Origin of the sequence: Lysobacter antibioticus (assembly GCF_001442535.1) — a bacterium.
Taxonomy (GTDB): Bacteria; Pseudomonadota; Gammaproteobacteria; order Xanthomonadales; family Xanthomonadaceae; genus Lysobacter; species Lysobacter antibioticus.
This window is the reverse complement of sequence record NZ_CP013141.1, coordinates 740,158-765,055: the sequence shown is the minus strand read 5'-3', so window position 1 is coordinate 765,055 and position 24,898 is coordinate 740,158. Positions and strand designations below refer to the sequence as shown.

Here is a 24,898-nt window from a genome sequence, read left to right as displayed (position 1 = left end):
GTGACATGAGTCTTCAGATTCTTCGATGCCTTGGCGTGTCTTTGTTGCTTTCGATTGCATCTTGTTCGATGGAAACGGAGGGGCGTGGCGAAACGGAGGCGCGCGGCGAGGTCTGGGTGAGGGGAATAGGGGTTACCAGCTCCTTTGATCTGCACAAGGACGGCACATACGTGTCTTCTGAGAACTGCGATATCTGCCCTAAGAACCAGCAGACAGGCACCTGGCAAAGAAGAAGAGGACGTCTGGTGCTCACTGAGTCCGTAGGCTCGGTGCAGCATGTCCTCGTGGAAGTGAAATATCGTGGCTGCAATGGCCTCGTCCCGGCGGCGAGGGTGCCCGAGCTCAGCAAGCTGTTTCCGACCGATATCTATTTTCGGTGGCGCGATGCGTGCGCTCGGGGGCTGTGAAGGCTCCTCGCTCGGGCTGGCTTGATGTTCCTAGACGGTGAAGCAAATAGGCTTGGTGAGCTGGCTCTATCAGCATGGGGCGCACAGCTTTGGTTCCGCCTCGTTAGAGGTCGGAACTGTCGCTAATCGCGAAGATGGGTTACGGCTTGCGCCGTTCCTAAAAGGGGGCGGCGATCAGGTGCAGTTTTGGCTACTTAGATTTCTCAGTCTCGGCCGGCTCAGCCGCCTTCACCCGCTCCACCCGCTCAAGCTCCAGCCGAATCACCTCGCCGCCCTCGCCGAACTGATAGTCGGCCCAGCGACGGGGCACCGGGCGGACGTCGCCTTTGCGCAGGGCCGATTCGATAGCGTCGAACTCAGCGCCCACATGGCTGTCGCCGATCTTGATCCAGGTTCCATGCTCAAGGGCGTAAACGAAACATCTGGCACTGTACTTTTGGGTGCTGCACAGCAGGTAGTCGTTGCGGCCATCGCGATCGAGATCTGGGGTGAGCAGCAGGCATTCGGAGTGTTCGTCAAGGCAGTCGGGCGTGGATAGCTTTCGGTCGAGCACGACCTGCAGCCAGGTCGGGTCCGGTGCGTCGGCACCCGGCGCGGACTTGATGCGCTGGCGTAGCGCGGTGAGGGTCTTCGGCAGCTTGTCGGGGTGTTCGGAGTCGTAAACCCAGGGGTCTTTCAGCGCGATCACGCGTTCGAGCTCGGCTTTCTCCGCGGCGGCGGCGAACTTGGGATCTGTGCGCAGGGCGAGCAAGGCTTCGTAGCCGCGGCGGCCGCTATCGAAGCGCAGGTGCTTGAGGTCGAAGTCTTCCGCGGCGACGCGGCCGTCGCGCAGGCGTGCGAACTGGTCGCCGACGCTGAGCCGATGCGGGTCGAGCAGCCAGGAGTTGGCGGCGACGGCGAATGCCAGCGCGGCCAACGAGACGATCACGTTGACCCGCATCAACGGGCGCAACCAGCCTTGGCGTGGCCGCAGCGCGGCCCAGGCGTAGCCGAAGGCATAGCCGCTGAGCAGCAGCGAGGCGACCAGGGCCCAGAAACGGTCGCCGGTCCAGCCGTGCTGGACGATGCGCAGGCCCAAGGCATACAAGCCCAGGGATGCGTATACCGGCAGGCTCAGCAGGGCGGCTTCGACGATGCGCCGCAGCCACAGCGGGTAGGGCGGTTCGCCTTCGCCGTCCTGATAGACGGCGTTGACGAACAGCACCAGCAGGGCGATCAGGCACATCAGGATCAGCGTCGCCGAGCGCGTGCGCCAGAGTGCGTCGAGCCCGGTGAAGGGCAGGCTGAGGACGAACACCACTGCGATCAGCGACAGCAGCGGTAGCAGGCCCTTGAAGATCGCGAACAGGATCTGGCGCGCGACCTGCACCGGCCGCTGCTGGGTGCGTCCGACCAGGATGCCCAGGCCGACCATGGTGCCGGTGGCGAGATAGGCGAAACGCGGGTCCGAGAACAGGTCGCCGAAGAACTCGATGCCGATCAGCTTGAACAATACCGTGCACAGGGCCAGCACGCCCCAGCTGATGCCGACGAACACGCCGGTCAGGATCAGGGTCAGCGCGTTCTGCCAGCCGTACTCGAACAGGTCCGGGTAAGGCGCGCTCCAGCGCCGATGCTGGATGCGGCATTGCAGGTAGGGCAGGGCGATGAACAAGGCGATCGCTACGCTCGCGGCGAACGGCCACAGCACCGCGCCGGCCTTGATCTGCGGCGCGCCGGTGGCGCTCCAGCCGGCCCACGCGGCCAGCGCGGCATAGATCGCAGCCAGGCCGAGGCTTTGCTCCCAGAAGCGGCGGTCGCGCAATGCCTGCACCGACAGGATCATCGCGCTCGGCACCGACAGCACCAGGGCGTACCAGCCGATTTGCGTGCTGTGGCCATCGAGGACGTGGCCGCTGCGGGCCAGATACAGCAACAGCCCCTGCAGCAGGGCGACGGCGACGATGAAGCCGCGGGTGGAGCGGGGCAGTGCCGGGGCCGTGCTCATGTTCTGTCCTTGATCGATGGCCTGGATGATCGCGATTGCGTCGGAGCCGCTTGCGAAGGCGGATCCGGCTTGGGCGGATCCGGATAAGCCAGACCCGGATAGGGCGGATCCGGATAAGCCAGATCCGGATAAGCCAGATCCGGCGCGTCCGTGATGTTCAGTTTCGGGTGCTTAGCGCGGCTTACGGGCCGCTGGCTTGCGAGCCGCCGGCTTGCCCGCTGCCTTCTTCACGGCCTTGTTTGCGGTCTTCGTCGCAGCAGCCTTCTTTGCGGTCTTCGCCGCAACGGCCTTGTTCGCAGCCGGCGCGGGGGCGGACGCCGCGGCCAGGGCCTGCGCTCGCTGCCAATACGGCCCTTGCTGTTCGATGCACCGGTAGGCCGGGCAGTCCTGGCGATGCGCCCCGGGCAGGTAGCCCAGGCTCATCAGGAACTCGTTGGTGATCTCGCCGCCGGTGAAGCGGAAAGTCTGCTTGAACAGCTTGATCCAGGCGGCCTTGTCGCGCGGCCGGCCGTCCAACAGCAGGTGGGCGTCGAGCCATTCGGCGAAGCCGCCGTGGCTCTTGCGCAGACCCTGAACGACCTGGGCGTTGTGGATCGCGGCGTCCACCTTGAGCCGGTTGCGGATGATGCCGGCGTCTTCGAGCAAGCGCAGGCGCTCGTTCTCGCCGTAGCCGGCGACGGTGTCGACGTCGAAACCGCCGTAGGCGCGGCGGAAGCCGTCGCGCTTGCGCAGGATGGTTTCCCAGCTCAGGCCGGCCTGGTTGATTTCCAGGATCAGGCGCTCGAACAGCTCGGCTTCCTCGCGCCGCGCATAGCCGTATTCGTGATCGTGGTAGTGGCCGTGGACCGGATGGCCCGGTGCGATGTCGCAATAGCCCGACATGGGAACCTCGTGGGATGCGGATCTGGATTGTGGTGCGCGGGCCCGGGGGAATCCAGGGGGATGGGACCGCGGACCGTATGGCCGGGTGCGCGCCGTATGCGGGCCGGGACATGTCCTGGATTCGGGACGCAGGCCCTCGGGGGCGGCCGTGGACCGCGCGTTTTCGGGTCCGAATTCGCGCCGGGGCGGTTAGAATGGGGCCATGTCCGTGATGCCCACACCCCTCGCCAATCAGGTCCTGATCGCGCTGTCCGCGCTGGCCGATACCAATTTCTCCCGCAGCGTGGCGCTGATCTGCCAGCACGACGACGACGGTGCGATGGGCATCGTGGTGAACCGCCCTTCCGAATACACGCTCGGCGAAGTGTTCGGGCAGATGGGCGTGGACGGCGGCGACGAATCGCTGCGTTCGCAGGTCGTGCTGGCCGGCGGCCCGGTCCATCCCGAACGCGGCTTCGTGCTGCACGACGGCGGCACCCGCTGGGACTCGACCCTGGTGATCGGCAACGACCTGTTCCTGACCACCTCGCGCGACATCCTCGAAGCGATGGCCAAGGGCGAAGGCCCGGACAATGCCATCGTCGCGCTGGGCTGCGCCGGCTGGGGTTCGGGCCAGCTCGAACACGAGATCACCGAGAACGACTGGCTGACCGCGCCGGCCGACGCCGAGCTGCTGTTCGAGCTGCCGCTCGATGTGCGCTGGCAGGCGGCGGCGGGGCGCATCGGCGTCGATTTCGCCCACCTGGCCGACTACGCCGGTCACGCATGAGTTCGGTGGCGAGCAAGCCTGTCAGCATCCGCCGCGACGGCACCGTGCTTGGGTTCGACGTGGGTTCGCGCCGCATCGGCGTCGCCGTCGGCAGCGCCTTCGGCTACGGCGCCCGTGCGTTGGCGGTCATCGACGTGCACGGCGCCGGTCCCGACTGGGGCACCATCGACCGTCTGCACAAAGAGTGGCGCCCGGACGGTTTCATCGTCGGCGACCCCATGACCCTGGATGGCAACGATCAGCCGGCGCGCACGCGCGCGATCGAGTTCGCCCGGCAACTGCGGGTGCGCTACAAACTTCCGGTGGTGCTGGTCGACGAGCGTTCCAGCTCGATCGAGGCCGCGCACCGTTTCGCCGCCGACCGCGCCGAAGGCCGCAAGCGCCGCCGCGATGCCGAGGCGCTGGATGCGGTGGCCGCGGCGGTGATCGTCGAACGCTGGCTGGCCTCACCCGACGACGCAACCGATATCGACGAGCTTCCGCACATATGAACGCCCCCGTTTCCATCGTCGCCGGCTCGCGCCATCTGCTGAGCCTGGCCGACGCTTCGCGCGAGATGCTCGAAGCCCTGTTGATCCGCGCCCAGGCCTTCGCCGAGGGCCATTACGATCGCCGCGCGCTCGACGGCATCGCGGTCTGCACGCTGTTCTTCGAACCCTCCACGCGCACCCGCTTGAGCTTTCAGCTCGCCGCCCAGCAACTGGGCGCGCACGTGTTGAATTTCGATGCCTCGACCTCGTCGACGAGCAAGGGCGAGACCGCGCTCGACACGCTCAAGAACATCGAAGCCATGGGCACGCGCGGCTTCATCGTCCGCCATCGCGAAGACGGCGCGGTTGCCGCGCTGGCCGCGCAGGCGCGCGAAGGCACCTGCCTGGTCAACGCCGGCGACGGCCGCAGCGCGCATCCGACCCAGGGCCTGCTCGACATGCTCAGCCTGCGCCAGGCCAAGGGCCGCGATTTCTCGGGCCTGCGCGTGGCGATGATCGGCGACGTCAAGCATTCGCGCGTCGCGCGCTCGGACCTGCAAGCCCTGCGCACGCTCGGCATGGGCGAGATCCGCGTCTGCGGACCGGCTTCGTTGCTGCCCGACGACGGCACCCTCGATGGCTGCACCGTGACCCAGGACTTCGATGCCGCGCTCGACGGCGTCGACGCGGTGATGATGCTGCGCCTGCAACGCGAGCGCATGGAAGAAGGCCTGGTCAGTTCCTTGCAGGACTACCACCGCGACTACGGTTTGAGCGCGGCGCGCCTGAAGCGCGCGGCGGCCGATGCGGTGGTGATGCATCCGGGGCCCATGAACCGCGGCGTCGAGATCACCGACGAAGTCGCCGACGGTCCGCAATCGCTGATCCTGACCCAGGTCGCCAATGGCGTCGCGGTGCGCATGGCGGTGCTCGAGGCCCTGCTCAAGGGCTGATGTTTTTCGCCGCGCCGTTGGGGCGCGGCCGTTTACCGGATATCGAGATGATCGTGAAAGACAGCAATGGCACCCCGCTCGCCGACGGCGACTCGGTGCTGCTCATCAAAGACCTGAAAGTGAAGGGCACCTCGGTGACCCTCAAGCGCGGCACCTTGTGCAAGAACATCCGCCTGACCGACGAGGAAGGCGAGATCGAGTGCAACGTCGACAAGGTCAAGGGACTCGTGCTGAAGACCGAGTTCTTGAAGAAGGCTTGAGCGGGGCTGCTGGGTAAAAGCTGGCGCAAGGGGCAAGGGCAAATCCCCCTTGGCCCCCCTTTTTCAAAGGGGGAACCCATATCGGGGTTTTCGTAGGGTGACAGGATTCGTCGCGTGACGGTTCCGGAGACGCTGCAATGCGTCGAGAACCTTGATCTACGACCGCGACACGACCACCCCGAAGATTCCCCCCTTTTGGAAAAGGGGCTGGGGGATTTGCTTTCCCCTCACTTCTGCTGCGCGAACAACCACGGCCACAGCGCCGCGGTCGCGTAGGCCGGGTCCCAGCTGTTGTGGTTCGCTTCCGGGAATTCGGTATAGCGCACCTCGGCGCCGGCGCGCTTCAAGGCGTCGACCATCTGGCGCGAGTTTTCCACCGACACCACGTCGTCTTTCGCGCCGTGGAAGACCCAGAACGGAATGCCGCGCAGTTTCCGCGCGGCTTCGTCGTGGCTGGACACGCCGCCCAGCGCTTTGCGGCGCGCGACGAACTGCGCTTCCGGCGGGTCGAAGCCGCCGCAGATCGGCACCACCGCGGCGAAGCGCTCCGGTTGCATCAGGGCCAGCTCGAAGCTGGCATAGCCGCCGAGCGACAGGCCGGTCAGCAACACCCGCTGCGGGTCGCCGCCGAATTCGGCCTGCACCGCGTCGAGGATCGCGAAGGCGGTGTCGCCGAAGCGTTCGAGGTCGGCCTGGTCCGAATGCATCTGCGGGAACACGACGATCGCGGGAAATTCGTCGAGCCGCGAGCGGACCACCGGCCCGAGCCCGACCTCTACCTGCTTGCGATTGTCGTCGCCGCGCTCGCCCGAGCCGTGCAGGAACATGATCAAGGCCGGCCGTTCGCCGCCGGCGCGGCGCGATGGCAGGAACACTTGATAGCGATGGACGATGCCATCGCGTTCGAGTTCGCGCGAAACGAAATGGCCGTGCGCTCTGGTGTCGGACATGGGGGCGGCGTCGGGTCGGGTAGAAGAGGTGGGCGCGCAAGCGGCGCCGAACACCAGCGAGCTGCCTAGCAACAGGGCGACTGCGAGACGAAGCGGACGGCCATGCGGCATCGACGTTCTCCACTATAGGTAGACGCATCATCGGCGGCGAGCGATGCGTGATTCAAGCTTTGGATGGCAGATCCGTCTTTCCGCAGTCCGACTTGACGTGGATGCAGTCTGGACGGACGGGGGCTGGACGGCTTCGGGTCGGAGCCGGCGGGCTTGCCTTGGTTTGGCCAGAGATGACCGTTGCCCGAACCTCCCTGCGTTCCAACGACTAGAAGCGCGTTGATCATCATTCCGGCTTCTGGTGCCATCAGAGAACATTTGGCCGTGCGATAGATCGGGGAGGGGAAACGATGACGATGGTTAGCCTGGACGATCAGCTCAAGGTGGCTCAGATCGAGAAAGCACGAGCTGAAACGGAAAAATTAGCGTTTGATATCGCCAGTGCCCCGCGCCAGTTGCGTATCGGCATTGCCTCCGAATGGCTGAAGATCATCGCCGGCATTGTCGTGGGAGTAATCGGCAGCGTCGCCGTCATCACGCAGTTCCAGACTGGCAAGCTGGTCGTGGAGAACATTAAGAAGGAAGCCAGGGAGGCGGAAGCACTTCGGGATAGGGCCAAGGCCGAAGCCGGTAGAGCCAGGAAAGAACGCGATCAAGCTTTTCGCGATCGCGACCGCGCCATCAAAGAAGGCGCGACCGTTAGCAAGGAGTTGAAGCAAAAGCTTACCCTTACCACCGCAGAGCTGGGTAAGGTAGCGCCGCAGTTGGTTCAATCGCGTCTGACCTACATCCAATTCCGAGGTGCCTTGTCCCGGGATTTGATCAACGACCTGCGGGCGAATTTGAGCAAGGATCATTTCGACGCACCCGGCGCCGAGCGCGTGGCGAAAGATTACTCCAGCCACATTAAGTACTTTTCACCTTCCGATCAGCCGGATGCGGAGCGCTTGAAGCAATCGGTCGTCGCCTTTTTCAACGCCAAGGGCTGTCCGTTGCTGAAGTTGCCGACGATGCTGCCGAAGGGCGCGCCGGATAAGCCATTGCCGCTCGAAGTCTGGATATCGCATTCCTGCATACCGGTCGATTGACCAGTCGACTCGCCAATCACCGCGCGAGGGCATTGTTGAACAGGGAAGGAGAAGACAGCGCAACTTTTGGCGTAGGCCGCTTCAGCGGATCAGGATCAGCGTCGCCAGGCCGAGGAAGCTCAGGAAGCCCATCACGTCGGTGAGGGTGGTCAGCATCACGCCGCCGGCGAGGGCCGGGTCGAAGCCGAGCCGCTTGAGTGTGATCGGCACCAGCACGCCGCCCGCGGCGGCGGTCAGCAGGTTGATGGTCAACGCGGCGCCGATCACCAGCGACAAGCCGGGCTGGCGGAACCAGACCAGCACGATCAGGCCCAGGCCGACGCCGAGCACCAGGCCGTTGATCAACGCGACCATCAATTCTTTGCGCAGCAGCACGCCGACGTTGGAGGCGCCGATCTGGCCCAGGGCGAGGCCGCGGATCATCAGCGCGAGCACCTGGGTGCCGGCGTTGCCGCCCATGCCGGCGACGATCGGCATCAGCGCGGCCAGGGCGACCAGCTTGGCGATGCTGTCCTCGAACTGGCCGACCACGCTGGCGGCCAGGAAGGCCGTGCACAGATTGATCGACAGCCAGATCAGGCGGCGCCGGAACGCGCGCCGGACCGGGCTGAACAAGTCTTCGTCCTCGTCCAGGCCGGCCGCGCTCAAGGCCTGGTGTTCGGCCTGCTCGCGAATGATGTCGACGACGTCGTCGATGGTGATGCGGCCGAGCAGGATGTTGTTGTCGTCGACGACCGGGGCGCTGATCCAGTCGTGGTCGGAGAACTGACGCGCGACTTCGGCGGCGGTTTCGCCGACGTCGATCGCCGGCTGTTCGTCGTCGATCAGCTTGTTGATCGCGGTGCCGGGCTCGTGGGTGAGCAGCGCGGCCAGGGCGATGCGGCCGAGGTATTGATGACGCCGGCTGACCACGTAGAGATGGTCGGTGTGTTCGGGCAGTTCGCCGCGCAGGCGCAGGTAGCGCAGCACCACGTCGATGGTGGTGTCGGCGCGCACCGTCACCACGTCCGGGTTCATCAGGCGGCCGGCGGTGTCTTCCGGATACGACAGGACCTGTTCGAGCCGCTCGCGGTTCTCGCGGTCCATCGACTTGAGCACTTCGTCGATGACCGTGTCGGGCAGGTCTTCGACCAGGTCGGCCAAGTCGTCGATGTCGAGGTCTTCGACCGCGGCGACGATCTCGTCGGTGTCCATGTCCGCGAGCAGGCTTTCGCGCACTTCCTCGCCGACGTGGACCAGCACCTCGCCGTCGTCTTCCGGGTCGACCAATCCCCACACCACCACGCGCTTGCCCGGGGGCAGCGATTCGAGCAGGTTGCCGATCTCGGCCGGGGAGAGGGTGTTGACCAGGCGCCGCACCGGCCCCAGACGACCGCTGTCGAGCGCGTCGGAGAGCAGGCGCAGCTGACGTGCGGTTTTGTCGTGGCGGACGGCTTCGGCCATACGGTACTTCCTGGCGGGTGACGGACGCGGCCACGAAGCCGGCGAGGGTCAGATGTTCATGCGGCGATTATCGCCCCTGCAGCTTACAAAGCCCAGCTTTCAACCTTGCGTCGGAACAAGGCGTGATTGCGGCGCCTGGAGATGAACGACGCGGCGGCGAAGCGGCGCTGGCTCAAGGCCGCGCAGACCGCGGCCGCGCATCAACCGCGTATCAGCCGCGCAGCCAGGCCTCGATGCCGGCGCGGTCGCGCGCCCGCAGCAGCGCCGGTGCGCGTTTGCGCAGCACGCTCAGGTCGAGCGAGCGGATCGCGCGGCGCAATTCCAGCAAGGTCGCCGGATGCAGGCTGAATTCCTCCAGCCCCAGGGCCAGCAGCAGGGGCGCGAAGTTGGCGTCGCCGGCCATTTCGCCGCACACCGCCACCGGCTTGCCGCGCGCCTGAGCCAGGCGGATCACGTCGCGGATCACCCGCAGCACAGCCGGATGCAGCGGTGTGTAGAGCTCGCTCAGCGCTTCGTTGTTGCGATCGACCGCGAGCAGATACTGGACCAGGTCGTTGGTGCCGATCGAAAGGAAGTCGATGGTGTTGATGTAGCCGGGCAGCGCGATGGCTGCGGCCGGCACTTCGATCATGGCGCCGAGCGGCACGTCGTCGGCGATCTCCTGGCCCTGCCGGCGCAGGTCGGCGGCGACGCGGTTCAACAGCTCGCGCACACGGCGCATCTCTTCGGCCGAGCTGACCATCGGCACCAGGATCCGCACCGGGCCGTAGCCGGAGGCGCGCAGGATCGCGCGCAACTGGGTTTCGAGCAGGCCGTCGCGGGCCAGCGACAGGCGCACGCCGCGCACGCCGAGCGCCGGATTGGGCTCGTCGCGCAGGGCCAGGCCGGTCTTGTCGGCCTTGTCGGCGCCGAGGTCGAGAGTGCGGATGGTGACCATGCGGCCGGTCATGCCGAGGACGACGTCGCGATAGACGCGGAACTGTTCGTCTTCGTCGGGCAGTTCGTTGCGCTGCAGGAACAGGAATTCGGTGCGGTACAGGCCGACGCCGGCGGCGCCGAGCGAATGCGCCTCGGCCACGTCCTCGCGCGACTCGGCGTTGGCGTAGAGCTTGATGTCGACGCCGTCGAGGGTGCGGGTCGGCTCGCGGCGCAGGCGGTGCAGTTGCTTGCGTTCGCGGGCGAGTTCGCGGGTGCGGGTGCGGTGGCTGCGCAGGTCCTCGGCATTGGGTTCGAGGATCACCGTGCCGGTGGCGCCGTCGACGACCAGGGCGTCGCCGTCGTTGATCTTCAGCAGCGCCTGGGCGGTGCCGACCACCAGCGGCAGGTGCAGGCTGCGGGCGAGGATGGCGCTGTGCGACAAGGTGCTGCCGGCGGCGGTGACGATCGCCATCACCCCCTGGGCCTGCAGTTGCGCCAGTTCGGCCGGGGCGACGTTGTCGGTGACCAAAATCTCGCCGGCCACCCCGGAGGTATCGTGATCGCGCCGGTGCAGGGCCGCATGGATGCGCCCGATCACCTGGTCGATGTCGTCGACGCGGCTGCGGAAGTAGGCGTCGTCCATGGCCTCGAACACCGAGGCGATGCGGTCGCGTTGCAGGCGCAGGGCGTAGTCGGCGGCGTAGTGGCCGCTGCGGATCAGTTCGTCGAGGCCGTGCAGCAGTTCCGGGTCGTCGAGCAGCAGGGTGTGCAGGTCGAGGAACTCGCCGACCTCGTGCGCGAGCGCGCCGTGCAGGCGGTCGCGCAGGGTATGCATTTCGTTGCGGACGGTGTCGATGGCGACGTGCAGGCGGGCCAGCTCGGCTTCGACCTGGTCGTGGCCGATGCGTTCCTCGGCGACTTCCAGCGCATGCGGCAGGCGGACGCGGGCGCGGCCGAGCGCGCTGCCGCGCGATGCCCCATGACCCTGGAATTCCTGCCTCATGTGCGCCTCCGGCTCAGCTGTCTTCGTCGAAACGACGGTCGAACAGGGCGATCACCGCGTCGGCGGCGTTGCTTTCGTCCTCGCCCTCGACGCGCAGTTTGACGTGGGTGCCTTGTCCGGCGGCGAGCAGCATCACGCCCATGATGCTCTTGGCGTTGACCTCGCGGCCCTTGGCGGTAAGCGTGGCGTTGCTGCGGAAGGCCGACAGCACCTGCACCAGTTTGGCGGTGGCGCGGGCGTGCAGGCCGAGTCGGTTGGAAACAGTCAGGTCGCGTTCGATCATGTCGGGGTCCTCAGGCAATGGTCTTACGCGTCGTTGCGAGTCGCGTCATGCGGTCAGGCGTCATCCAGGATTACACCGTTGCGGGCGCCGGCGGCGGCGATCGCCGGCAGTTGGTCCAGTTCCAGCTCCGAATAATTCATCACCCGCAGCAGCATCGGCAGGTTCAAGGCCGACACGCGCCGCACCGGCGTGCCCAGCCGCGACACGCGCGCAGCGAGGTTGCTCGGCGAGGCGCCGTAGAGGTCGGTCAACACCAGCACGCCGTCGCCGTCGTCGACGCGGCGCAGCGCCGCGCTCGCGAGCGGCAGCAGAGCGTCGGGATCGGCGTCGAACGGGACCTCCAGCGCTTCGGTGCGCAGCGGCAAGGGGTTGAGCAGGCGGTTGGCGACCGCGACGAGTGCGCTGCCGATACCGGAATGGGTGATGAGAAGGACGCCGACGGACATGCCTCCAACTTAACAGAGCGGAGTGACAAGCCGGAAGCGCCGAATGCGGCGGTCCGCAGGCATGGCGACGGACGCTCCGGGTCGAGGGCCGGAATGCGGCGGGCAACTGTTTGATTCTTCGAGTCCGCCGGGGCGAGTGCGGGGCGTGCAGTGCCGCGAGCGGGGTGCCCCGGCGCGATGGAAGCGTGACCGACCGGCGCCGCGGCCGATCGGGATCACAGCGCAGGCGGGTCGTGCTGTGATGGCCCGCTGCGCTGCGGATGGTGCCGCGTCACTGCATCGACGGCGCTCGGTCCTCGGCCGGCGGTGGCGGCCCGGTCGGGTCGGTCGGCGTCGGCTGCGGGTTCTGCACCGGCGGGGTGTCGCTGGGGGTATCGGTCGGCGGCGGCAGGTTCGCCGGCGGGATGTCCCCGGGCGGCGTGGCGGTTGCCGGTGCCGGGTCGTTCGCGGGCGGTGCCGGCCCCGGGTCGGTGGTGGCCGGGGCCGGCCCGCTCGATTCCATCGGAGCCGGGTCGGGCTTGTTGCAACCGCTCAACACGCCGGCGGCGAACAGGGCGCTCAAGGCTACGGCCAGGGCACGCGGATGAGCGCGCGCGCGAGTGGTGAAAATATTCATGACGATCCTTGGCGGTCAGGAGTGGGCGCGATCGGCAGCGGGCGCGGTGGCGTCACTTGTCGCCGCCGCGCTTGCCATCGCCGGCCTGGTATTCGGCCAGCGACAAGGCGCCGTCGCCGTCGTGATCGTGCATGGCGAAATTGGCGGCGAGGCGCGCATCGAGCGCGGCTTCGTCGCGGCTGATCTTGTTGTCGCCGTTGCGGTCGAGGTCGACGAAGCTCGCCGGTACCGTGGTGTCGGCCGGCGGCGGGGTAGGCGCTTGGCCGCGCTGGTCGTTGACCGGCGGCTCGGTGCGTTGCATCGCATCGCCCGGCGGTGCGGACTGCGCCTGCGCCATCGTGGCCGGCAGCAAGGCGAATGCACCGACCGCAAGCAGCATCGGCGCGAGGCGGCGGATCATGGCTTTCATGTCGTTGCTCCGTGGGGATGGAGACGCACCGGAGCGATCAGGCCCTGGCACACCACGAAACTAAGGCGAGGCTTGCAAGCGTCGCGACACGGCAATGGGAAAATTTTGTAAGGACGCCAAGCCGGTCCAGGGCGAGGCTCAGAGCGCGTTCATATCGCCGCGAAGGGCGTTGCGCGCGGCTGGGCTTCGCGGGCGCTCCAACACGACAGTCCGTCCCCTTTGCAAACGGGGCGGCGCCCCGCGTGGTACGAAGCCGATCGAAGACGGCGGGCGCGGGGGATTTGCTCTGCGCGTACGCCTGGATGGTGCCTAAGAGCAAATCCCTTCCTAGCCCCTCTTTGCAAAGGGAGAGCTGAAAGGGCTTCGTTAATGCGCTCAGGGAGGGCTGCGTTCGAGGGCTGGATGAGCCGCGCAGCGGGGCTCAGTCGAGCTCGCGATGGTGCACGGCGACTTCGTTCCAGCCGCGGGTGCGGGCGTGTTCGGCCATGCGTTCGGCCAGGTACACCGAGCGATGGCGCCCGCCGGTGCAGCCGAAGGCGATGGTCGCGTAGCTGCGCGTGCTGTCGGCCTGCAGGCGCGGCAGCCAGGTGTCGAGGAACTGGCTGATCTGCTCGACGTAAAGGTTCACGTCGGCCTGCGCCTCCAGATAATCGCGCACGCCGCCGTCGCGGCCCGACAAGGGCCGCAGCGCCGGGTTCCAGTGCGGGTTCGGCAGGCCGCGCGCATCGAACACGAAATCGGCGTCGGCCGGCACGCCGCGGCGATAGGCGAACGACTCGAACAACAGCGACATGCCGGCGTCGCCGCCCATCGCGAATTCGGTGATGACGTGGCGACGCAACTGATGGACGTTGAGCTCGCTGGTGTCGACGATCGCATCGGCGATCTGGCGCAGCGGCTTGAGCACTTGGCGCTCGAGCGAGATCGCATCGGCCAGGGCCAGGCCGAACTGGCTCAGCGGATGGCGGCGGCGGGTGTCGGCATAACGCTTGAGCAGCACGCCGTCGCTGGACTCGAAGAACACCAGCCTGGGATCGGCGCCGAGCGCGCCCACCGCCGACAGCCATTCGGGAATATTGGCCAGGTCGCTATGGCGATTGCGCACGTCGATGCCGACCGCGAGCTTGGTCGGCATGCCTTCCTCGGCCTTGATCACGTTCTGCACGAACTGCGGTAGCAGTTCCGCCGGCAGGTTGTCGACGCAGTAGAAACCCAGGTCTTCGAAGGTGTTCAGCGCCACCGACTTGCCCGAGCCGGACATGCCGCTGACGATGACCAGGGTGAAGGCGTTGCTCTCGGCGGCCGAGGCGGTGTCGAAGGGGGAGTTGCTCACGATTCGCCGCGCTCCAGGAAGTTGCTGTGCCGGGCGATGAAGGCCGCGGCCGGGTCGAGGCCTTTCATGCGCAGGCTGTGCAGCCGCGTCGCCGCTTCGGTGAGCACGGCGAGGTTGCGGCCGGGCATGACCGGCAGGGTGATCATCGGCACGTCGAGGTCGAGTACGCGGCGGATGCCGGTGTCGCCGGTCAGGCGCTCCATGCCGGCCGGCAGCGGTTCGCTCATCGGCTTGGTCAGGTGCACGATCAGGCGCAGGTATTTGTTGTTCTTGACTGCGGTGTCGCCGAACATCTGGCGGATGTTGAGCACGCCCAGGCCGCGCACTTCGAGCAGGTCCTGGAGCATGTCGGGGCAGGTGCCGTCGAGCACGTCGGGCGCGATCTGGGTGAATTCCGGCGCGTCGTCGGCGACCAGGCGGTGGCCGCGCGTCACCAGTTCCAGCGCCAGTTCGCTCTTGCCCGATCCGGATTCGCCGGTGATCAACACACCGATCGAATAGATCTCCATGAACACCCCGTGCAGGGTGATCTGCGGCGCCAGCGCGCGCGCCAGATGGTATTGCAGGTGATTGAGCAGCTCGTGACCGCGGCGCGGCGAGACCCACAACGGGGTGTCGGTTTCCTCCGCGGCGATGCGCAGGTCCTCGGGGCAGGGCTGGTCCTTGCTGATGACCAGGGCCAGGGGCCGGAACTGGATGATCTTCTCGATCGTTTCCCAGCGCAGCCGCGAGTCCAGACCGTCGAGCCAGGTCAGCTCTTCGGTGCCGAGGATCTGCACCTTGTTCGGATAGATCGCATTGAGATAGCCGGCCAGGGACGGGCGCCGCGCGACCGTATTGACCGCCTCGACCAGGCGGCCGTCGCCGCGTTGGCCGGCCACCCAGCGCAGGGCGAGGCGCTCGCGTTGCTGTTCGAACAGTTCGCCTGCACGGATGCTCTTGCTCATGGGCGGAAGTTTACGAGCAAAGCGACGGCAGTGTCCGCATCGGCGCGGGGCCGATCGCATCCGCGGCGCGATGTGAGGCAGGCAGGGCGGGCGAGCCGATGGGGCGGCTCAGCGGCTCGGGGAACGAGCGGGGCCCGGATCAGTACGGCTCAGATCAGTACGCTCAGGCCGCGCTGCGGCGCACGTGGTCGAGCAGGCGATAGCTCAGCTCGGCGACGTTCGGCGCCGTGCGCAATCGATCGAGAAAGCCGTTATCGGCGAAGCGTTCGGCCAGCTCGGCCAGCAACTGCAGATGTTGCTGGACGTGGTGCTCGGGAATGGCCATGGCCAGGACCAGGTCGACCGGGTGCCCGTCGATGGCACCGAAATCGATGGGTTGGGCCAATCTTAGAAAGGCGCCGCGGCTGTTTTCGAACAAGGGCGTGCGCGCGTGCGGAATGGCGACGCCGTGGCCGATGGCGGTGCTGGCGAGGCGTTCGCGTTCGCCCAGGCTTGCGCGCAGGGCGAACGCGGTGGAGGCATTGCCGTCGCAGAGCATGCGTGCGGCGACATCGAGCACGGTGTTGCGATCGCCGGGTTCGACCACGATCGCGACCCGTTCCGCACTCAATAATTCATAAAGCGGCATGACAGCGTGTCTGGATCGATGACCGGGTCCCGGGGGCCGGGTTCAGCCTACGAATTCGCCATTGCGTGCGAGGCTTTCGCCACGGTGATGGTCGACTTGCTTGCTCTTGTGCTTCATCAGCAGGCGGTCGAGCTTGTCGGCGAGCAGATCGATGGCGGCGTACATGTCGATGGCGGCGGCATCGCAGTGCAGGGTGCGGCCGGCGATGAGAACGGTGGCCTCGGCGCGATGGTCGGGCTTGTCGAGACTGAGCTGGGTACGCACGTCGAAGGGTTGGTCGAAATGGCGCTGCAGACGGGCCAGCTTGGTTTCCACATAGTCACGCAGGGCTGCAGTGACTTCCAGTTGCTGGCCGTGGGTTTCGATACGCATCGGAGACCTCCTTCACGTCGCGGGAGAATGCAGACTGGGCTCCGGGCCGTCGCTCGTCGGCGGGCTTCGGAGCCTGATTGACGCCCTGGCCGGGGCCAGGGATTCCAGCATCTCACGCTCAGTTCCAGGTGCAAGTGGCAAGACCGCAACATTGGTCGTATGCCAGGCTTAAGTCGCTGATTCGCTGGGGAATTAAAGCCGAATTCCGGCGATTTTGCGGAATTTGGCGGGCTCAGCCCATGCGCACGCGTTCTTGCGACGAGGGGATGCTCATGGCCTCGCGGTACTTAGCCACGGTGCGGCGTGCGACCGGCACGCCGGTGGCCTTGAGGGTTTCGGCCAGGCGCGCATCGGACAAGGGTTTGCGCGGGTTCTCGGCTTCGATCAGGCGCCGGATCATGGCCTGGATCGCGGTGCTGGAGGCCTCGCCGCCGGAGCCGGTGTCGATGCCGGAGGCGAAGAAAGCGCGCAGCGGCATGGTCCCGCGCGGGGTGCGCGCGTACTTGCGGGCGATCGCGCGCGAGACCGTGGATTCGTGCAGGCCGACTTCGGTGGCGACCTCGCGCAGGGTCAGCGGGCGCAGCGCGCTGTCGCCGAATTCGAGGAAGCCGGCCTGTTGCTTGAGCAGGCAGCGCGCCACCTTGAGCAGGGTGTCGCCGCGCGCTTCCAGGCTCTTGAGCAGCCAGCGCGCTTCTTGCAGATGGCCCCGCAGATAGCTGGCATCGGAGGCGTTGGCGTGGCGGATCATGCTTTCGTAGCCGCGATGGATCGAGATGCGCGGGCGCATCGCTTCCGACAGCGCCACGCGCCACAGGCCGTTCTGGCGCCAGATCACCACGTCGGGGGTGACGTAGGTATCGGTGGAGATCGCGCCCATCTGTGCGCCGGGGCGCGGATCGAGCGAGCGCAGCAACTGCACCGCGGTTTCGACCTCGGCGATGTCGCGCTTGAGTTCGCTGGCCAGGCCGGCCGCGCCGATCCGCGGCAGACGTTCCAGCGGTTCGCCGGCGATCACCAGGGCCAGGGCCTTGCCGGGGGTGTCGTCGGACAAGGTGTTGAGCTGCAGGCTCAGGCACTCGCTGAGCGAGCGCGCGCCGGAGCCGACCGGGTCGAAGCGCTGCACCTGGTGCAGCACGGTCGCGACTTCTTCCTCGCTGGCGCCCATCGCCAGCGATTCGACGATCGCCGCGAGGCTTTCGCGCAGATAGCCGTCGTCGTCGATCGCCTCGATCAGGGCCACGCCGATGCTGCGGTCGCGCTGCGACAGCGGGCTGAGGTGCAACTGCCACAGCAGATGGTCGTGCAGGGTCTCGGCCTCGGCGACCTGTTCGGCCGCGGGCGAGTCTTCATCGCTGTTGTCGGAGGGGCCGACCCGTTCGTACCAGGTCTCGCCGTCGTCCATGGTCCATTCGGGCTCGGCGGTCGGCGCCTCGGCGCCTTCCTCGGTGCTCGGCGGCGGACGCGGCTCGTCTTCGTTGACCGCGGACGGATCGGTCCAGTCGAGCAGCGGATTGCTCTCGATCGCGGTGGCCAGTTCGGCTTCCAGTTCGACGGCCGACAGCTGCAGCAGGCGAATCGCCTGCCGCAATTGCGGCGTCATCACCAGCTGTTGTCCGAGCGAGGCTTGGAGGCGGGGCTTCATCATCGATTGCTAACGCGACCTGAGATGGCTGTCGGCCCGGGCCGCGCGTCGTGGGCGCCGTCCGCGCCCGGCAACCGCTAGGTTACAGACGGAACTGCTCGCCCAGATAGACACGGCGGACATCGGGATTGGCCAGCAGCGCGTCCGGAGCCCCCTGCGCGAGCACGCCACCGTCGTTCAGGATATACGCCCGGTCGCAAATGCCCAAGGTTTCACGGACGTTATGGTCCGTGATCAACACTCCGATGCCGCGATTCTTGAGATGGCGCACGATTCGCTGGATCTCGCCGACCGAAATGGGGTCGACGCCGGCGAAGGGTTCGTCCAGCAGCATCAGGCGCGGGCGGGCGGCCAGGGCGCGGGCGATCTCGACGCGGCGGCGCTCGCCGCCGGACAGGCTGGCGCCGAGCTGCTCGGCGACGTGGGTCACCTGCAGCTCGTCCATCAGGCTGGCCAGCTCGCGCTCGATGCCGGCGCGGTCGAGGTCGTCGCGCAGTTCCAGCACCAGGCGCAGGTTGTCGGCGACGCTGAGCTTGCGGAACACCGAGGGTTCCTGCGGCAGGTAGCCGACGCCGTACTTGGCGCGGGCGTACATCGGTTCGGAGGTGATGTCCTTGCCGTCGAGGACGATCTGGCCGGCATCGGCCGGCACCAGGCCGACGATCATGTAGAAACAGGTGGTCTTGCCGGCGCCGTTGGGGCCGAGCAGGCCGACCACTTCGCCCGCGTCTAGGGTCAGGCCGAAGTCGCGCACCACTTCGCGCGAGCGGTAGGCCTTGCGCAGGCCTTGTGCGACCAGCATCAGCCGCCTCCCTTGGCCGGGGCGGCGGTTTTGCTCTTGGGCTGCATACGAATGTTGACGCGACCGCCGGTGCCGCCGCTCTCGACCTGTCCGGTCTTGGAGTTGTAGACGATGCGCTCACTCTTGATCGTGTCGCCGTTCTTGTCGACGTAGGCATTGCCGGTCAGGACGATGGTGTCCTTCGGCATGTCGTACTCGATCTTGTTGGCGCGGCCGTTGAACGGCGAACCGTCGTCGAGCTCCTGCTTCAGCGTCGCCTGCGAGCCGGTCAGGGTGACGAAGCTGATGTCGCCGTCGGCGCGCTTGATGTCGGCCTTGGCGGCATTGATGATCAAGGTGCCTTGGGTGATCTTGACGTTGCCGGTGAGCACGCAGGGGCCGGAGTCGGAGCTGACCGAGCAATCGCTGCGGTCGGCGCCGGCATCCATGGGCTGGTTGCGGTCCGACGAGCGTGCGAGCGCGGCCGCCGGCGCCAGCAGAAGGGCGACCAGGCACAGCGCCGGCCAGTTAGCGGGCTTTCGCTTCATAGCGGACCTTGACGTTGGGGATGGTGACGTTCTTGGTTTCGAGATCGGCCTGCAGTCCCGAGCCTGTCATTATAGTGCCGGGCTGAATCAACCTGACCGGAACGGCCGAAGTGGCCTTGTTGGTGTCGGGGAACACGTTCAGTTCCTCGGTCGAGATATTGATCGCCTTGCCGGCGGCATTGGTGCTGTCGGCCTTGACTTGGCCGCGCAGGCGCACTTCGTCGCCCTCGGCGCTGACCCAACCGCGCTGCGAGCGCACTTCCCACGGCCCGCCGTTGCCGCCGGCCTTCGGCGGGATCAGGAACAGCGGGGTGGTGACGTCCAGGGTCTTTTCGTCCGGATCGCGGGTCAGTTTGGGCGCGCGCAAGGTGAACGATTCCTTGCCCTCTTTGTTGAGCACGACCGCCTCGAACTGGTTGAGCACATAGTCCGGGCGCGCCTCGGTGCGGCCGTCGCCGTTGTTCTTGTCGCGTTGCGACCACAGCGCCCAGCCGCTCAATGCCGCGGCGGCCATCAGGATCAGGGTCAGCATGCCGCGCCAGCTCATCCGAGCGCACCGGTCAGCACGCGCTCGGCATGGCCTTGTGCGCCGAGCAGCAGATCGCACAGTTCGCGCGCCGCACCTTCGCCGCCGCGCGCCACGGTGCGCCAGTGCACGCGCTCGCGCACCCAGGGGTGGGCATTGCCCGGGGCGACCGACAGGCCGACGTGGGGCAGGATCTTGAGATCGGCGAGGTCGTCGCCCATGAAGGCGACCTGGTCCAGCGACAGCCCCAGGCCGGCGGCGATCTGCTGCACGCAGGCGAGCTTGTCGGCGACGTCGCCGTGGGCGGTGGCGCCGAGCTCGGCCGCGCGCTGGGCGGCGATGACGCCGCCGCGGGCGGTGACGAAATGCACGGCGATACCGAATTTGCCGAGCAGCGACAGGCCCTGGCCGTCCTGCACATGGAAGCTCTTGAGCTCGCGCCCCTCGCTGTCGTAGGTCAGGCGGCCGTCGGTCAGCGTGCCGTCCACATCGAAGCAGGCCAGCCGGATGCGGGCGGCGCGTTCGCGGATTTCAGCGGGGTAATCGTTGAGGTGGCTGTAGGGCATGGGGCTTGGAGTCGGGAATCGGGAATCGGGAATGGAGAATCGGAAAGCGGGTAGCAGCGATCTGGACGGGTCGAGAACCGCTGTGCGATTCCCGATTCCCTATTCACGACTCCCGGCCGTTAAACCACTCTCGCACGCAACAAGTCGTGAATATTGAGGGCGCCGACCACGCGGCGTTCAGTGTCCACGACCAGCAGGCCGCTGATCTTGTGGGTTTCCATGAGCTGCGCCGCCTCGACCGCGAGCGCGTCGGCGCCGATGGTCTTGGGCGAGCGCGTCATGACCTCGGCGATGCGGGTCGAACGCAGGTCCACGCCGGCGTCGTCGAGGGTGCGGCGCAAGTCGCCGTCGGTGTACAGGCCGATCAGGCAGCCGGCGTCGTCGACGATGGCGGTCATGCCCAGGCGCTTGTGGCTCATCTCGACCAGGGCCTCGCTGATGCTGGCATCGGCATGGACCCGCGGCACTTCCTCGCCGGCATGCATGATGTCGGTGATGTGCAGCAGCAGGCGCCGGCCGAGCGCGCCGGCCGGGTGCGAGCGGGCGAAGTCGTCGGCGGTGAAGCCGCGCGCCTCGAGCAGGGCGACGGCGAGGGCGTCGCCCATCGCCAGCGAGGCGGTGGTGCTGGAGGTCGGCGCCAGGTCGAGCGGGCAGGCCTCGGCCGGCACGCTGACGTCGAGGTGCACGTCGGCTTCGCGCGCCAGGGTCGACTGCGGCCGGCCGGTCATCGCGATCAGGCGGTTGCCCTGGCGCTTGAGCACCGGCAGCAGCATCAGCACTTCGTCGCTTTCGCCCGAGTAGGACAGGGCCAGGACCACGTCGGCGTCGGTGATCATGCCCAGGTCGCCATGGCCGGCTTCGCCCGGGTGGACGTAGAAGGCCGGGGTGCCGGTCGAGGCCAGGGTCGCGGCGATCTTGCGGGCGATATGGCCGGACTTGCCCATGCCGGTGCAGACCACCCGGCCGTGCGCGGCCAGGACCAGGCGGCAGGCGGCGGTGAAATCGCCGTCGATGCGGGCCGCGACCGCGGCCAGGGCCTGGGCCTCGATCTCGAACACGCGCCGGCCGCTCTGGGCCAGGCCGGCCTGCGCCGCGGGCGATTGCAGGAAGGCGGGATCGAGGGCGGGGCGTGCGGTGCTGGTCATAGAGTGGCCGTTTCGAAGGTCGCCATTTCGGACCGGAAGGCTTTCCGCTAGGCTAATCCGTCAATTCTAAGCGGTTCGTCCGCCCAGCGCCGTCCCCTGCGGCAGATCCTGCCCGGGCGGCGGCCACCCCGCATTCAGCCGGCTTCCGGCCTACGCAGCGCGTCTGCGTCGTCCGCATTGCCGCTTCATCCTTGGTCCGCGCGACGGGCCGCATCACCCAGAGGCTCGAGTAGTGAACGCCGAAACCATCCGCACCCTGATCGAACAAGGCCTGCCCGGCGCGCAAGCGCAAGTGAGCGGCGACGACGGCGTCCACTTCGAGGCCACCGTGGTCGCCGAGGCCTTCCGCGGCAAGCTGCCGTTGGCCCGCCACCGCCTGGTCTATTCGACCCTGGGCGAGCGCATGGGCGGCGAGATCCACGCCCTGGCGCTGAAGACCCTGACGCCCGAAGAGGCCGGCAATCGCTGAAGCGGCCGTGCGTGCACCGCTCGCCGGCGGGCCCGTGCCGAACCTGCGATCCGCCCAAGGCGGCACTTCACCGAGACCTCACCCGTCCCCGGCCGTCTGCTCTTACCATTACTGATTCTCCATTTCCCATACCCGGCTCCCTAAATGCAAAAAATCGTGGTCGAAGGCGGGCAGCCGCTCAATGGCGAAGTCCAGATTTCCGGCGCCAAGAACGCCGTGTTGCCGATCCTGTGCGCGACCTTGCTGGCCGACGCGCCGGTAACGATCCGCAACGTGCCGCAACTGCACGACGTGCTGACCACCGCCAAGCTGTTGGGCGAACTCGGCGCCGGCGTGAGCAGCGAGGGCGCGACGATCACGGTCGACCCGACCACGGTCAACAGCCATGTCGCGCCGTACGAGCTGGTCAAGACCATGCGCGCCTCGGTGCTGGTGCTCGGCCCGCTGCTGGCCAAGTACGGCGAAGCCGAAGTCTCGCTGCCGGGCGGTTGCGCGATCGGTTCGCGCCCGGTCGACCAGCACATCAAGGGCCTGCAGGCGCTCGGCGCCGAGATCACCGTCGAGAACGGCTACATCAAGGCGCAGCGCAAGGGCCGATTGAAGGGTGCGCGCTTCGTCTTCGACGTGGTCACCGTCACCGGCACCGAGAACGTGCTGATGGCCGCGGTGCTCGCCGAGGGCACCAGCGTGCTCGAAAACGCGGCGATGGAGCCCGAGATCGTCGACCTGGCCGATTGCCTCAACGCCCTGGGCGCGAACATCGAGCATGCCGGCAGCGGCCGGATCGTCGTGCATGGCGTCGAAAAATTGCACGGCGGCAGCCACGACGTGTTGCCCGACCGCATCGAGACCGGCACCTTCCTGGTCGCCGCGGCGATGACCGGCGGCCGCATCACCGTCACCCACAGCCGTGCCGACACGCTCGACTCGGTGCTCGACAAATTGCGCGATGCCGGCGCCCAGATCGAAGTCGACGGCGACCGCATCACCCTCGACATGGGCGGCCGCCGCGCCCGCGCCATCGACATGGTGACCGCGCCGTACCCGGCGTTCCCGACCGACATGCAGGCGCAATTCATGGCGCTCAACTGCGTGGCCGAAGGCGTGGGCGTGATCAACGAGACGATCTTCGAAAACCGCTTCATGCACGTCAACGAACTGCTGCGCCTGGGCGCCGACATCCGCGTCGACGGCCACACCGCGGTGATCCGCGGCGTGCCCAAGCTCAGCGGCGCTCCGGTGATGGCGACCGACCTGCGCGCGTCGGCGTCGTTGATCCTGGCCGGCCTGGTGGCGCAGGGCGAAACCACGATCGACCGCATCTACCACCTCGACCGCGGCTACGAGAACATCGAAGCCAAGCTGTCCAAGCTGGGCGCGAAGATCCGCCGGGTGTAAGCGGGCGTTTGCGAACCCTCGCAAGGGTTGGGTCGAATCGATCGCCCCAACAAGAAAGCCCCGCCGAAGCGGGGCTTTCTTGTATCGCAACGAGGCGATGCCGGCGTAACTAAGGCCTCAGCGCACCGACTGCACGCGCAGGTCGATCGCGTCGGCGCCCTTGTCGCGCTGCAGGATGCGCGCGGGCACCGGCATGCCGGGGACGACCCAGGCGATGGTTTCCTTGTCGCCGTTCTTGCTGACCAGCTTGGTCGCCTGCTGCGACTTGCCGCCGACGGTGATCGCTTCCTTGCCTTCGACGGTGTAGGTCAGTTGCTTGACCCGGCCGTCCTCGACCATGCGGTAGCTCATCGGCTTGCCGGCGGGGGCGTCGCGCACCAACGCGAGGTTGATCAATAACGCGTCCAGATCGCCGGTCTCCAGCTTGATCGGGCCGGCGCGGTCGGGCTTGACGTCGCCGGTCCAGGTGGCCACGCCGCGCGCCCAGTCGTAGGTCGCGTTCTTGTTCTTGTTCTTGGTCAGCACCTTGCTGCTGTCGCTGCCGCTGATCGGGCGCAACTGACCGGCCTTTTCCTCGAACACGGTCGACTGCTGCAGGTTGGCCAGCGGGCTGGTCACCGCCAGGCTGTACTTCCAGCGATTCGCGCCGGCGGCGGCGACGGTCATGCGGCCGTTGCCCTGCATGCCCATGTAGCTGGCCGAATAGTCGGCGCTGAACGGTTTGACCGCGAGCGCCGGAGCGCTGGCGAGGGTCAGCGCGGCAGCGAGCAATGCAAAACGAATCTTGGGGATTCGACTATTCGTTTGGGTCGTCGTCATTACTCATTGACTCCTTTGTATTCGACCAGACGCAGATCGTACGTGTCCTGGCCATTTTCGCGCTGCAGGATGCGCACCGGGGTGGGAACGCCGTCGACCACCCAGATCGAGGTTTCCTCGTTGCCGCTCTGCACGCGGTTGACGCGCATCGCGTTGAAGCTCATATCGTCGACCTTGACGCCTTCCAGCTCCTGGGCCACCAGGTATTGATGGGGGCGGGCACGGCCGGAATCCACGAAGCGGTAATTCAGGGTCTTGCCGGGTTGGGCGTCTCGGACCACGGCGAGATTGATCAGCAGGCCGCTCATGTCGCCGTCGGCCAGCGGGATCGGCTTGCGCCGGTGTTCCTTGACGTCGCCGCTCCACTGCGCGCTGCGCTTGTTCCAGTCGTAGACGCCGTTGATCGTTCGCTTGGAGAACAGGACCTTGCGGACCATGGTCTGGCTGAGCGGGCGGTAGCCTTCGCCGGCGGTTTCGAACAAGGTGCTTTGCTGGGCGGCGGCGCCGGCCAGGCCCATCATGCCGCGTTCGGCATGGATGTTCAGGTCGATGCGCCAGTGGCCGCCCTCGGGCTTGACCTGCATGGTCGCGTCGCCGAGCGCCTTGCCGCTGTTGAAGACCTGGTAATTGGCCACGAACGGTTCCAGCGCCAAGGCGCTGCCGGGGAGGGCCGCGCCGATCAGCACGGCCAAGAGCAGGGGCAGGTGGGACTTCATGGGCGACGCGAAGATCCTGGAGGGGCTCGAGTGCAGCGCGTGGAGGGCGTGTGCGGAACGCGTTCGACCCGTG

Annotated in this window: 27 protein-coding genes and 2 pseudogenes; 8 read left to right on the top strand and 21 right to left on the bottom strand. The window is 67.1% G+C overall.

What is annotated here, in order from left to right; genetic code table 11:
• The first annotated feature begins 5 nt into the window (after positions 1–5).
• Entirely contained in the window at positions 6–407 is a 402-nt protein-coding gene (locus GLA29479_RS03165; RefSeq protein WP_144436326.1) for a hypothetical protein, read from the top strand.
• Between the two features lie 190 nt (positions 408–597).
• Here the strand turns inward: GLA29479_RS03165 and GLA29479_RS03160 are convergent, their stop codons facing one another.
• Together GLA29479_RS03160 and GLA29479_RS03155 are read right to left on the bottom strand one after the other, a co-directional pair.
• On the bottom strand, positions 598–2,394 hold the full coding sequence (locus tag GLA29479_RS03160; RefSeq protein WP_057970750.1) for a DUF4153 domain-containing protein: 1,797 nt from the start codon (positions 2,392–2,394) through the stop codon (positions 598–600).
• 333 nt (positions 2,395–2,727) lie between these two features.
• Positions 2,728–3,276, bottom strand: a pseudogene (locus GLA29479_RS03155) (DNA-3-methyladenine glycosylase I); the annotation flags it as partial.
• A 202-nt stretch (positions 3,277–3,478) separates the two neighbouring features.
• Here GLA29479_RS03155 and GLA29479_RS03150 point away from each other — a divergent pair.
• The 4 genes and pseudogenes from GLA29479_RS03150 to GLA29479_RS03135 all read left to right on the top strand — a co-directional run.
• Entirely contained in the window at positions 3,479–4,045 is a 567-nt protein-coding gene (locus GLA29479_RS03150; protein ID WP_031370954.1) for a YqgE/AlgH family protein, read from the top strand.
• A gap of 5 nt (positions 4,046–4,050) precedes the next feature.
• Positions 4,051–4,536, top strand: coding sequence for a Holliday junction resolvase RuvX (gene ruvX / locus GLA29479_RS03145; RefSeq protein ID WP_237051753.1), 486 nt, complete (start codon positions 4,051–4,053; stop codon positions 4,534–4,536).
• Positions 4,533–5,468 carry an aspartate carbamoyltransferase catalytic subunit gene (locus GLA29479_RS03140; RefSeq protein WP_057970749.1) on the top strand — a complete coding sequence of 312 codons (936 nt, stop codon included), beginning with the start codon at positions 4,533–4,535 and terminating at the stop codon, positions 5,466–5,468. Before ruvX ends, GLA29479_RS03140 begins: the two co-directional genes overlap by 4 nt.
• 50 nt (positions 5,469–5,518) lie before the next feature.
• Positions 5,519–5,728: pseudogene (locus GLA29479_RS03135) on the top strand (alkylphosphonate utilization protein); the annotation flags it as partial.
• Positions 5,729–5,955: 227 nt separating this feature from the next.
• Here GLA29479_RS03135 and GLA29479_RS03130 read toward each other — a convergent pair.
• Complete coding sequence (locus tag GLA29479_RS03130) at positions 5,956–6,678, bottom strand: carboxylesterase family protein (RefSeq protein ID WP_057970748.1); 723 nt, start codon at positions 6,676–6,678, stop codon at positions 5,956–5,958.
• Positions 6,679–7,079: 401 nt separating this feature from the next.
• Between GLA29479_RS03130 and GLA29479_RS03125 the strand changes: the two genes are divergently transcribed.
• Positions 7,080–7,817, top strand: coding sequence for a hypothetical protein (locus tag GLA29479_RS03125; RefSeq protein ID WP_057970747.1), 738 nt, complete (start codon positions 7,080–7,082; stop codon positions 7,815–7,817).
• 81 nt (positions 7,818–7,898) lie between these two features.
• Here GLA29479_RS03125 and mgtE read toward each other — a convergent pair whose 3' ends face one another.
• The 16 genes from mgtE to GLA29479_RS03045 all read right to left on the bottom strand — a co-directional run bounded on the left by mgtE (position 7,899) and on the right by GLA29479_RS03045 (position 21,423).
• Positions 7,899–9,260, bottom strand: a complete 1,362-nt coding sequence (mgtE, locus tag GLA29479_RS03120) for a magnesium transporter (protein ID WP_057970746.1) — start codon at positions 9,258–9,260, stop codon at positions 7,899–7,901.
• A gap of 211 nt (positions 9,261–9,471) precedes the next feature.
• The gene (gene ptsP, locus GLA29479_RS03115) at positions 9,472–11,181 is read right to left on the bottom strand and encodes a phosphoenolpyruvate--protein phosphotransferase (protein WP_031370947.1); all 1,710 of its coding nucleotides are present in this window, start codon (positions 11,179–11,181) and stop codon (positions 9,472–9,474) included.
• Positions 11,182–11,194: 13 nt separating this feature from the next.
• Positions 11,195–11,464, bottom strand: coding sequence for an HPr family phosphocarrier protein (locus GLA29479_RS03110; protein WP_057970745.1), 270 nt, complete (start codon positions 11,462–11,464; stop codon positions 11,195–11,197).
• Positions 11,465–11,517: 53 nt separating this feature from the next.
• Positions 11,518–11,910 (bottom strand): PTS sugar transporter subunit IIA, encoded by a 393-nt coding sequence (locus GLA29479_RS03105; RefSeq protein WP_031370945.1) that lies wholly within the window; start codon positions 11,908–11,910, stop codon positions 11,518–11,520.
• A 271-nt stretch (positions 11,911–12,181) separates the two neighbouring features.
• Positions 12,182–12,526: a hypothetical protein gene (locus GLA29479_RS03100; RefSeq protein WP_057970744.1), complete on the bottom strand. Its 345-nt coding sequence runs from the start codon at positions 12,524–12,526 to the stop codon at positions 12,182–12,184.
• A 52-nt stretch (positions 12,527–12,578) separates the two neighbouring features.
• Positions 12,579–12,935: an EF-hand domain-containing protein gene (locus tag GLA29479_RS03095; protein WP_057917240.1), complete on the bottom strand. Its 357-nt coding sequence runs from the start codon at positions 12,933–12,935 to the stop codon at positions 12,579–12,581.
• Positions 12,936–13,356: 421 nt separating this feature from the next.
• Positions 13,357–14,268: an RNase adapter RapZ gene (gene rapZ, locus GLA29479_RS03090; RefSeq protein WP_223619895.1), complete on the bottom strand. Its 912-nt coding sequence runs from the start codon at positions 14,266–14,268 to the stop codon at positions 13,357–13,359.
• The gene (gene hprK, locus GLA29479_RS03085) at positions 14,265–15,215 is read right to left on the bottom strand and encodes an HPr(Ser) kinase/phosphatase (protein WP_031370941.1); all 951 of its coding nucleotides are present in this window, start codon (positions 15,213–15,215) and stop codon (positions 14,265–14,267) included. Before hprK ends, rapZ begins: the two co-directional genes overlap by 4 nt.
• 163 nt (positions 15,216–15,378) lie before the next feature.
• On the bottom strand, positions 15,379–15,843 hold the full coding sequence (locus GLA29479_RS03080) for a PTS sugar transporter subunit IIA (protein ID WP_057970743.1): 465 nt from the start codon (positions 15,841–15,843) through the stop codon (positions 15,379–15,381).
• A 42-nt stretch (positions 15,844–15,885) separates the two neighbouring features.
• Positions 15,886–16,215 (bottom strand): ribosome hibernation-promoting factor, HPF/YfiA family, encoded by a 330-nt coding sequence (gene hpf / locus GLA29479_RS03075; protein WP_031370939.1) that lies wholly within the window; start codon positions 16,213–16,215, stop codon positions 15,886–15,888.
• 232 nt (positions 16,216–16,447) lie between these two features.
• Positions 16,448–17,857, bottom strand: a complete 1,410-nt coding sequence (locus tag GLA29479_RS03070; protein ID WP_057917242.1) for an RNA polymerase factor sigma-54 — start codon at positions 17,855–17,857, stop codon at positions 16,448–16,450.
• An 82-nt stretch (positions 17,858–17,939) separates the two neighbouring features.
• Positions 17,940–18,659: an LPS export ABC transporter ATP-binding protein gene (gene lptB / locus GLA29479_RS03065; RefSeq protein ID WP_031370937.1), complete on the bottom strand. Its 720-nt coding sequence runs from the start codon at positions 18,657–18,659 to the stop codon at positions 17,940–17,942.
• Positions 18,659–19,186: a lipopolysaccharide transport periplasmic protein LptA gene (gene lptA, locus GLA29479_RS03060; RefSeq protein WP_057917243.1), complete on the bottom strand. Its 528-nt coding sequence runs from the start codon at positions 19,184–19,186 to the stop codon at positions 18,659–18,661. The genes lptB and lptA overlap by 1 nt, the downstream gene beginning before the upstream one ends.
• Entirely contained in the window at positions 19,167–19,733 is a 567-nt protein-coding gene (lptC, locus tag GLA29479_RS03055) for an LPS export ABC transporter periplasmic protein LptC (RefSeq protein ID WP_057970742.1), read from the bottom strand. The genes lptA and lptC overlap by 20 nt, the downstream gene beginning before the upstream one ends.
• Positions 19,730–20,278 (bottom strand): KdsC family phosphatase, encoded by a 549-nt coding sequence (locus GLA29479_RS03050; protein ID WP_031370934.1) that lies wholly within the window; start codon positions 20,276–20,278, stop codon positions 19,730–19,732. Before GLA29479_RS03050 ends, lptC begins: the two co-directional genes overlap by 4 nt.
• A gap of 119 nt (positions 20,279–20,397) precedes the next feature.
• Positions 20,398–21,423 carry a KpsF/GutQ family sugar-phosphate isomerase gene (locus GLA29479_RS03045; RefSeq protein ID WP_057917246.1) on the bottom strand — a complete coding sequence of 342 codons (1,026 nt, stop codon included), beginning with the start codon at positions 21,421–21,423 and terminating at the stop codon, positions 20,398–20,400.
• A gap of 232 nt (positions 21,424–21,655) precedes the next feature.
• Here GLA29479_RS03045 and GLA29479_RS03040 point away from each other — a divergent pair, with 232 nt between their 5' ends.
• Positions 21,656–21,892, top strand: coding sequence for a BolA family protein (locus GLA29479_RS03040; protein ID WP_057917247.1), 237 nt, complete (start codon positions 21,656–21,658; stop codon positions 21,890–21,892).
• Positions 21,893–22,036: 144 nt separating this feature from the next.
• Entirely contained in the window at positions 22,037–23,290 is a 1,254-nt protein-coding gene (gene murA / locus GLA29479_RS03035) for a UDP-N-acetylglucosamine 1-carboxyvinyltransferase (RefSeq protein ID WP_057970741.1), read from the top strand.
• A gap of 117 nt (positions 23,291–23,407) precedes the next feature.
• On the opposite strand, the gene GLA29479_RS03030 is transcribed toward murA, so the two are convergent.
• Together GLA29479_RS03030 and GLA29479_RS03025 are read right to left on the bottom strand one after the other, a co-directional pair.
• Positions 23,408–24,109 (bottom strand): DUF3108 domain-containing protein, encoded by a 702-nt coding sequence (locus tag GLA29479_RS03030; protein WP_057917249.1) that lies wholly within the window; start codon positions 24,107–24,109, stop codon positions 23,408–23,410.
• Positions 24,109–24,825, bottom strand: a complete 717-nt coding sequence (locus GLA29479_RS03025) for a DUF3108 domain-containing protein (protein WP_082638242.1) — start codon at positions 24,823–24,825, stop codon at positions 24,109–24,111. The genes GLA29479_RS03030 and GLA29479_RS03025 overlap by 1 nt, the downstream gene beginning before the upstream one ends.
• Between the last annotated feature and the right edge of the window lie 73 nt (positions 24,826–24,898).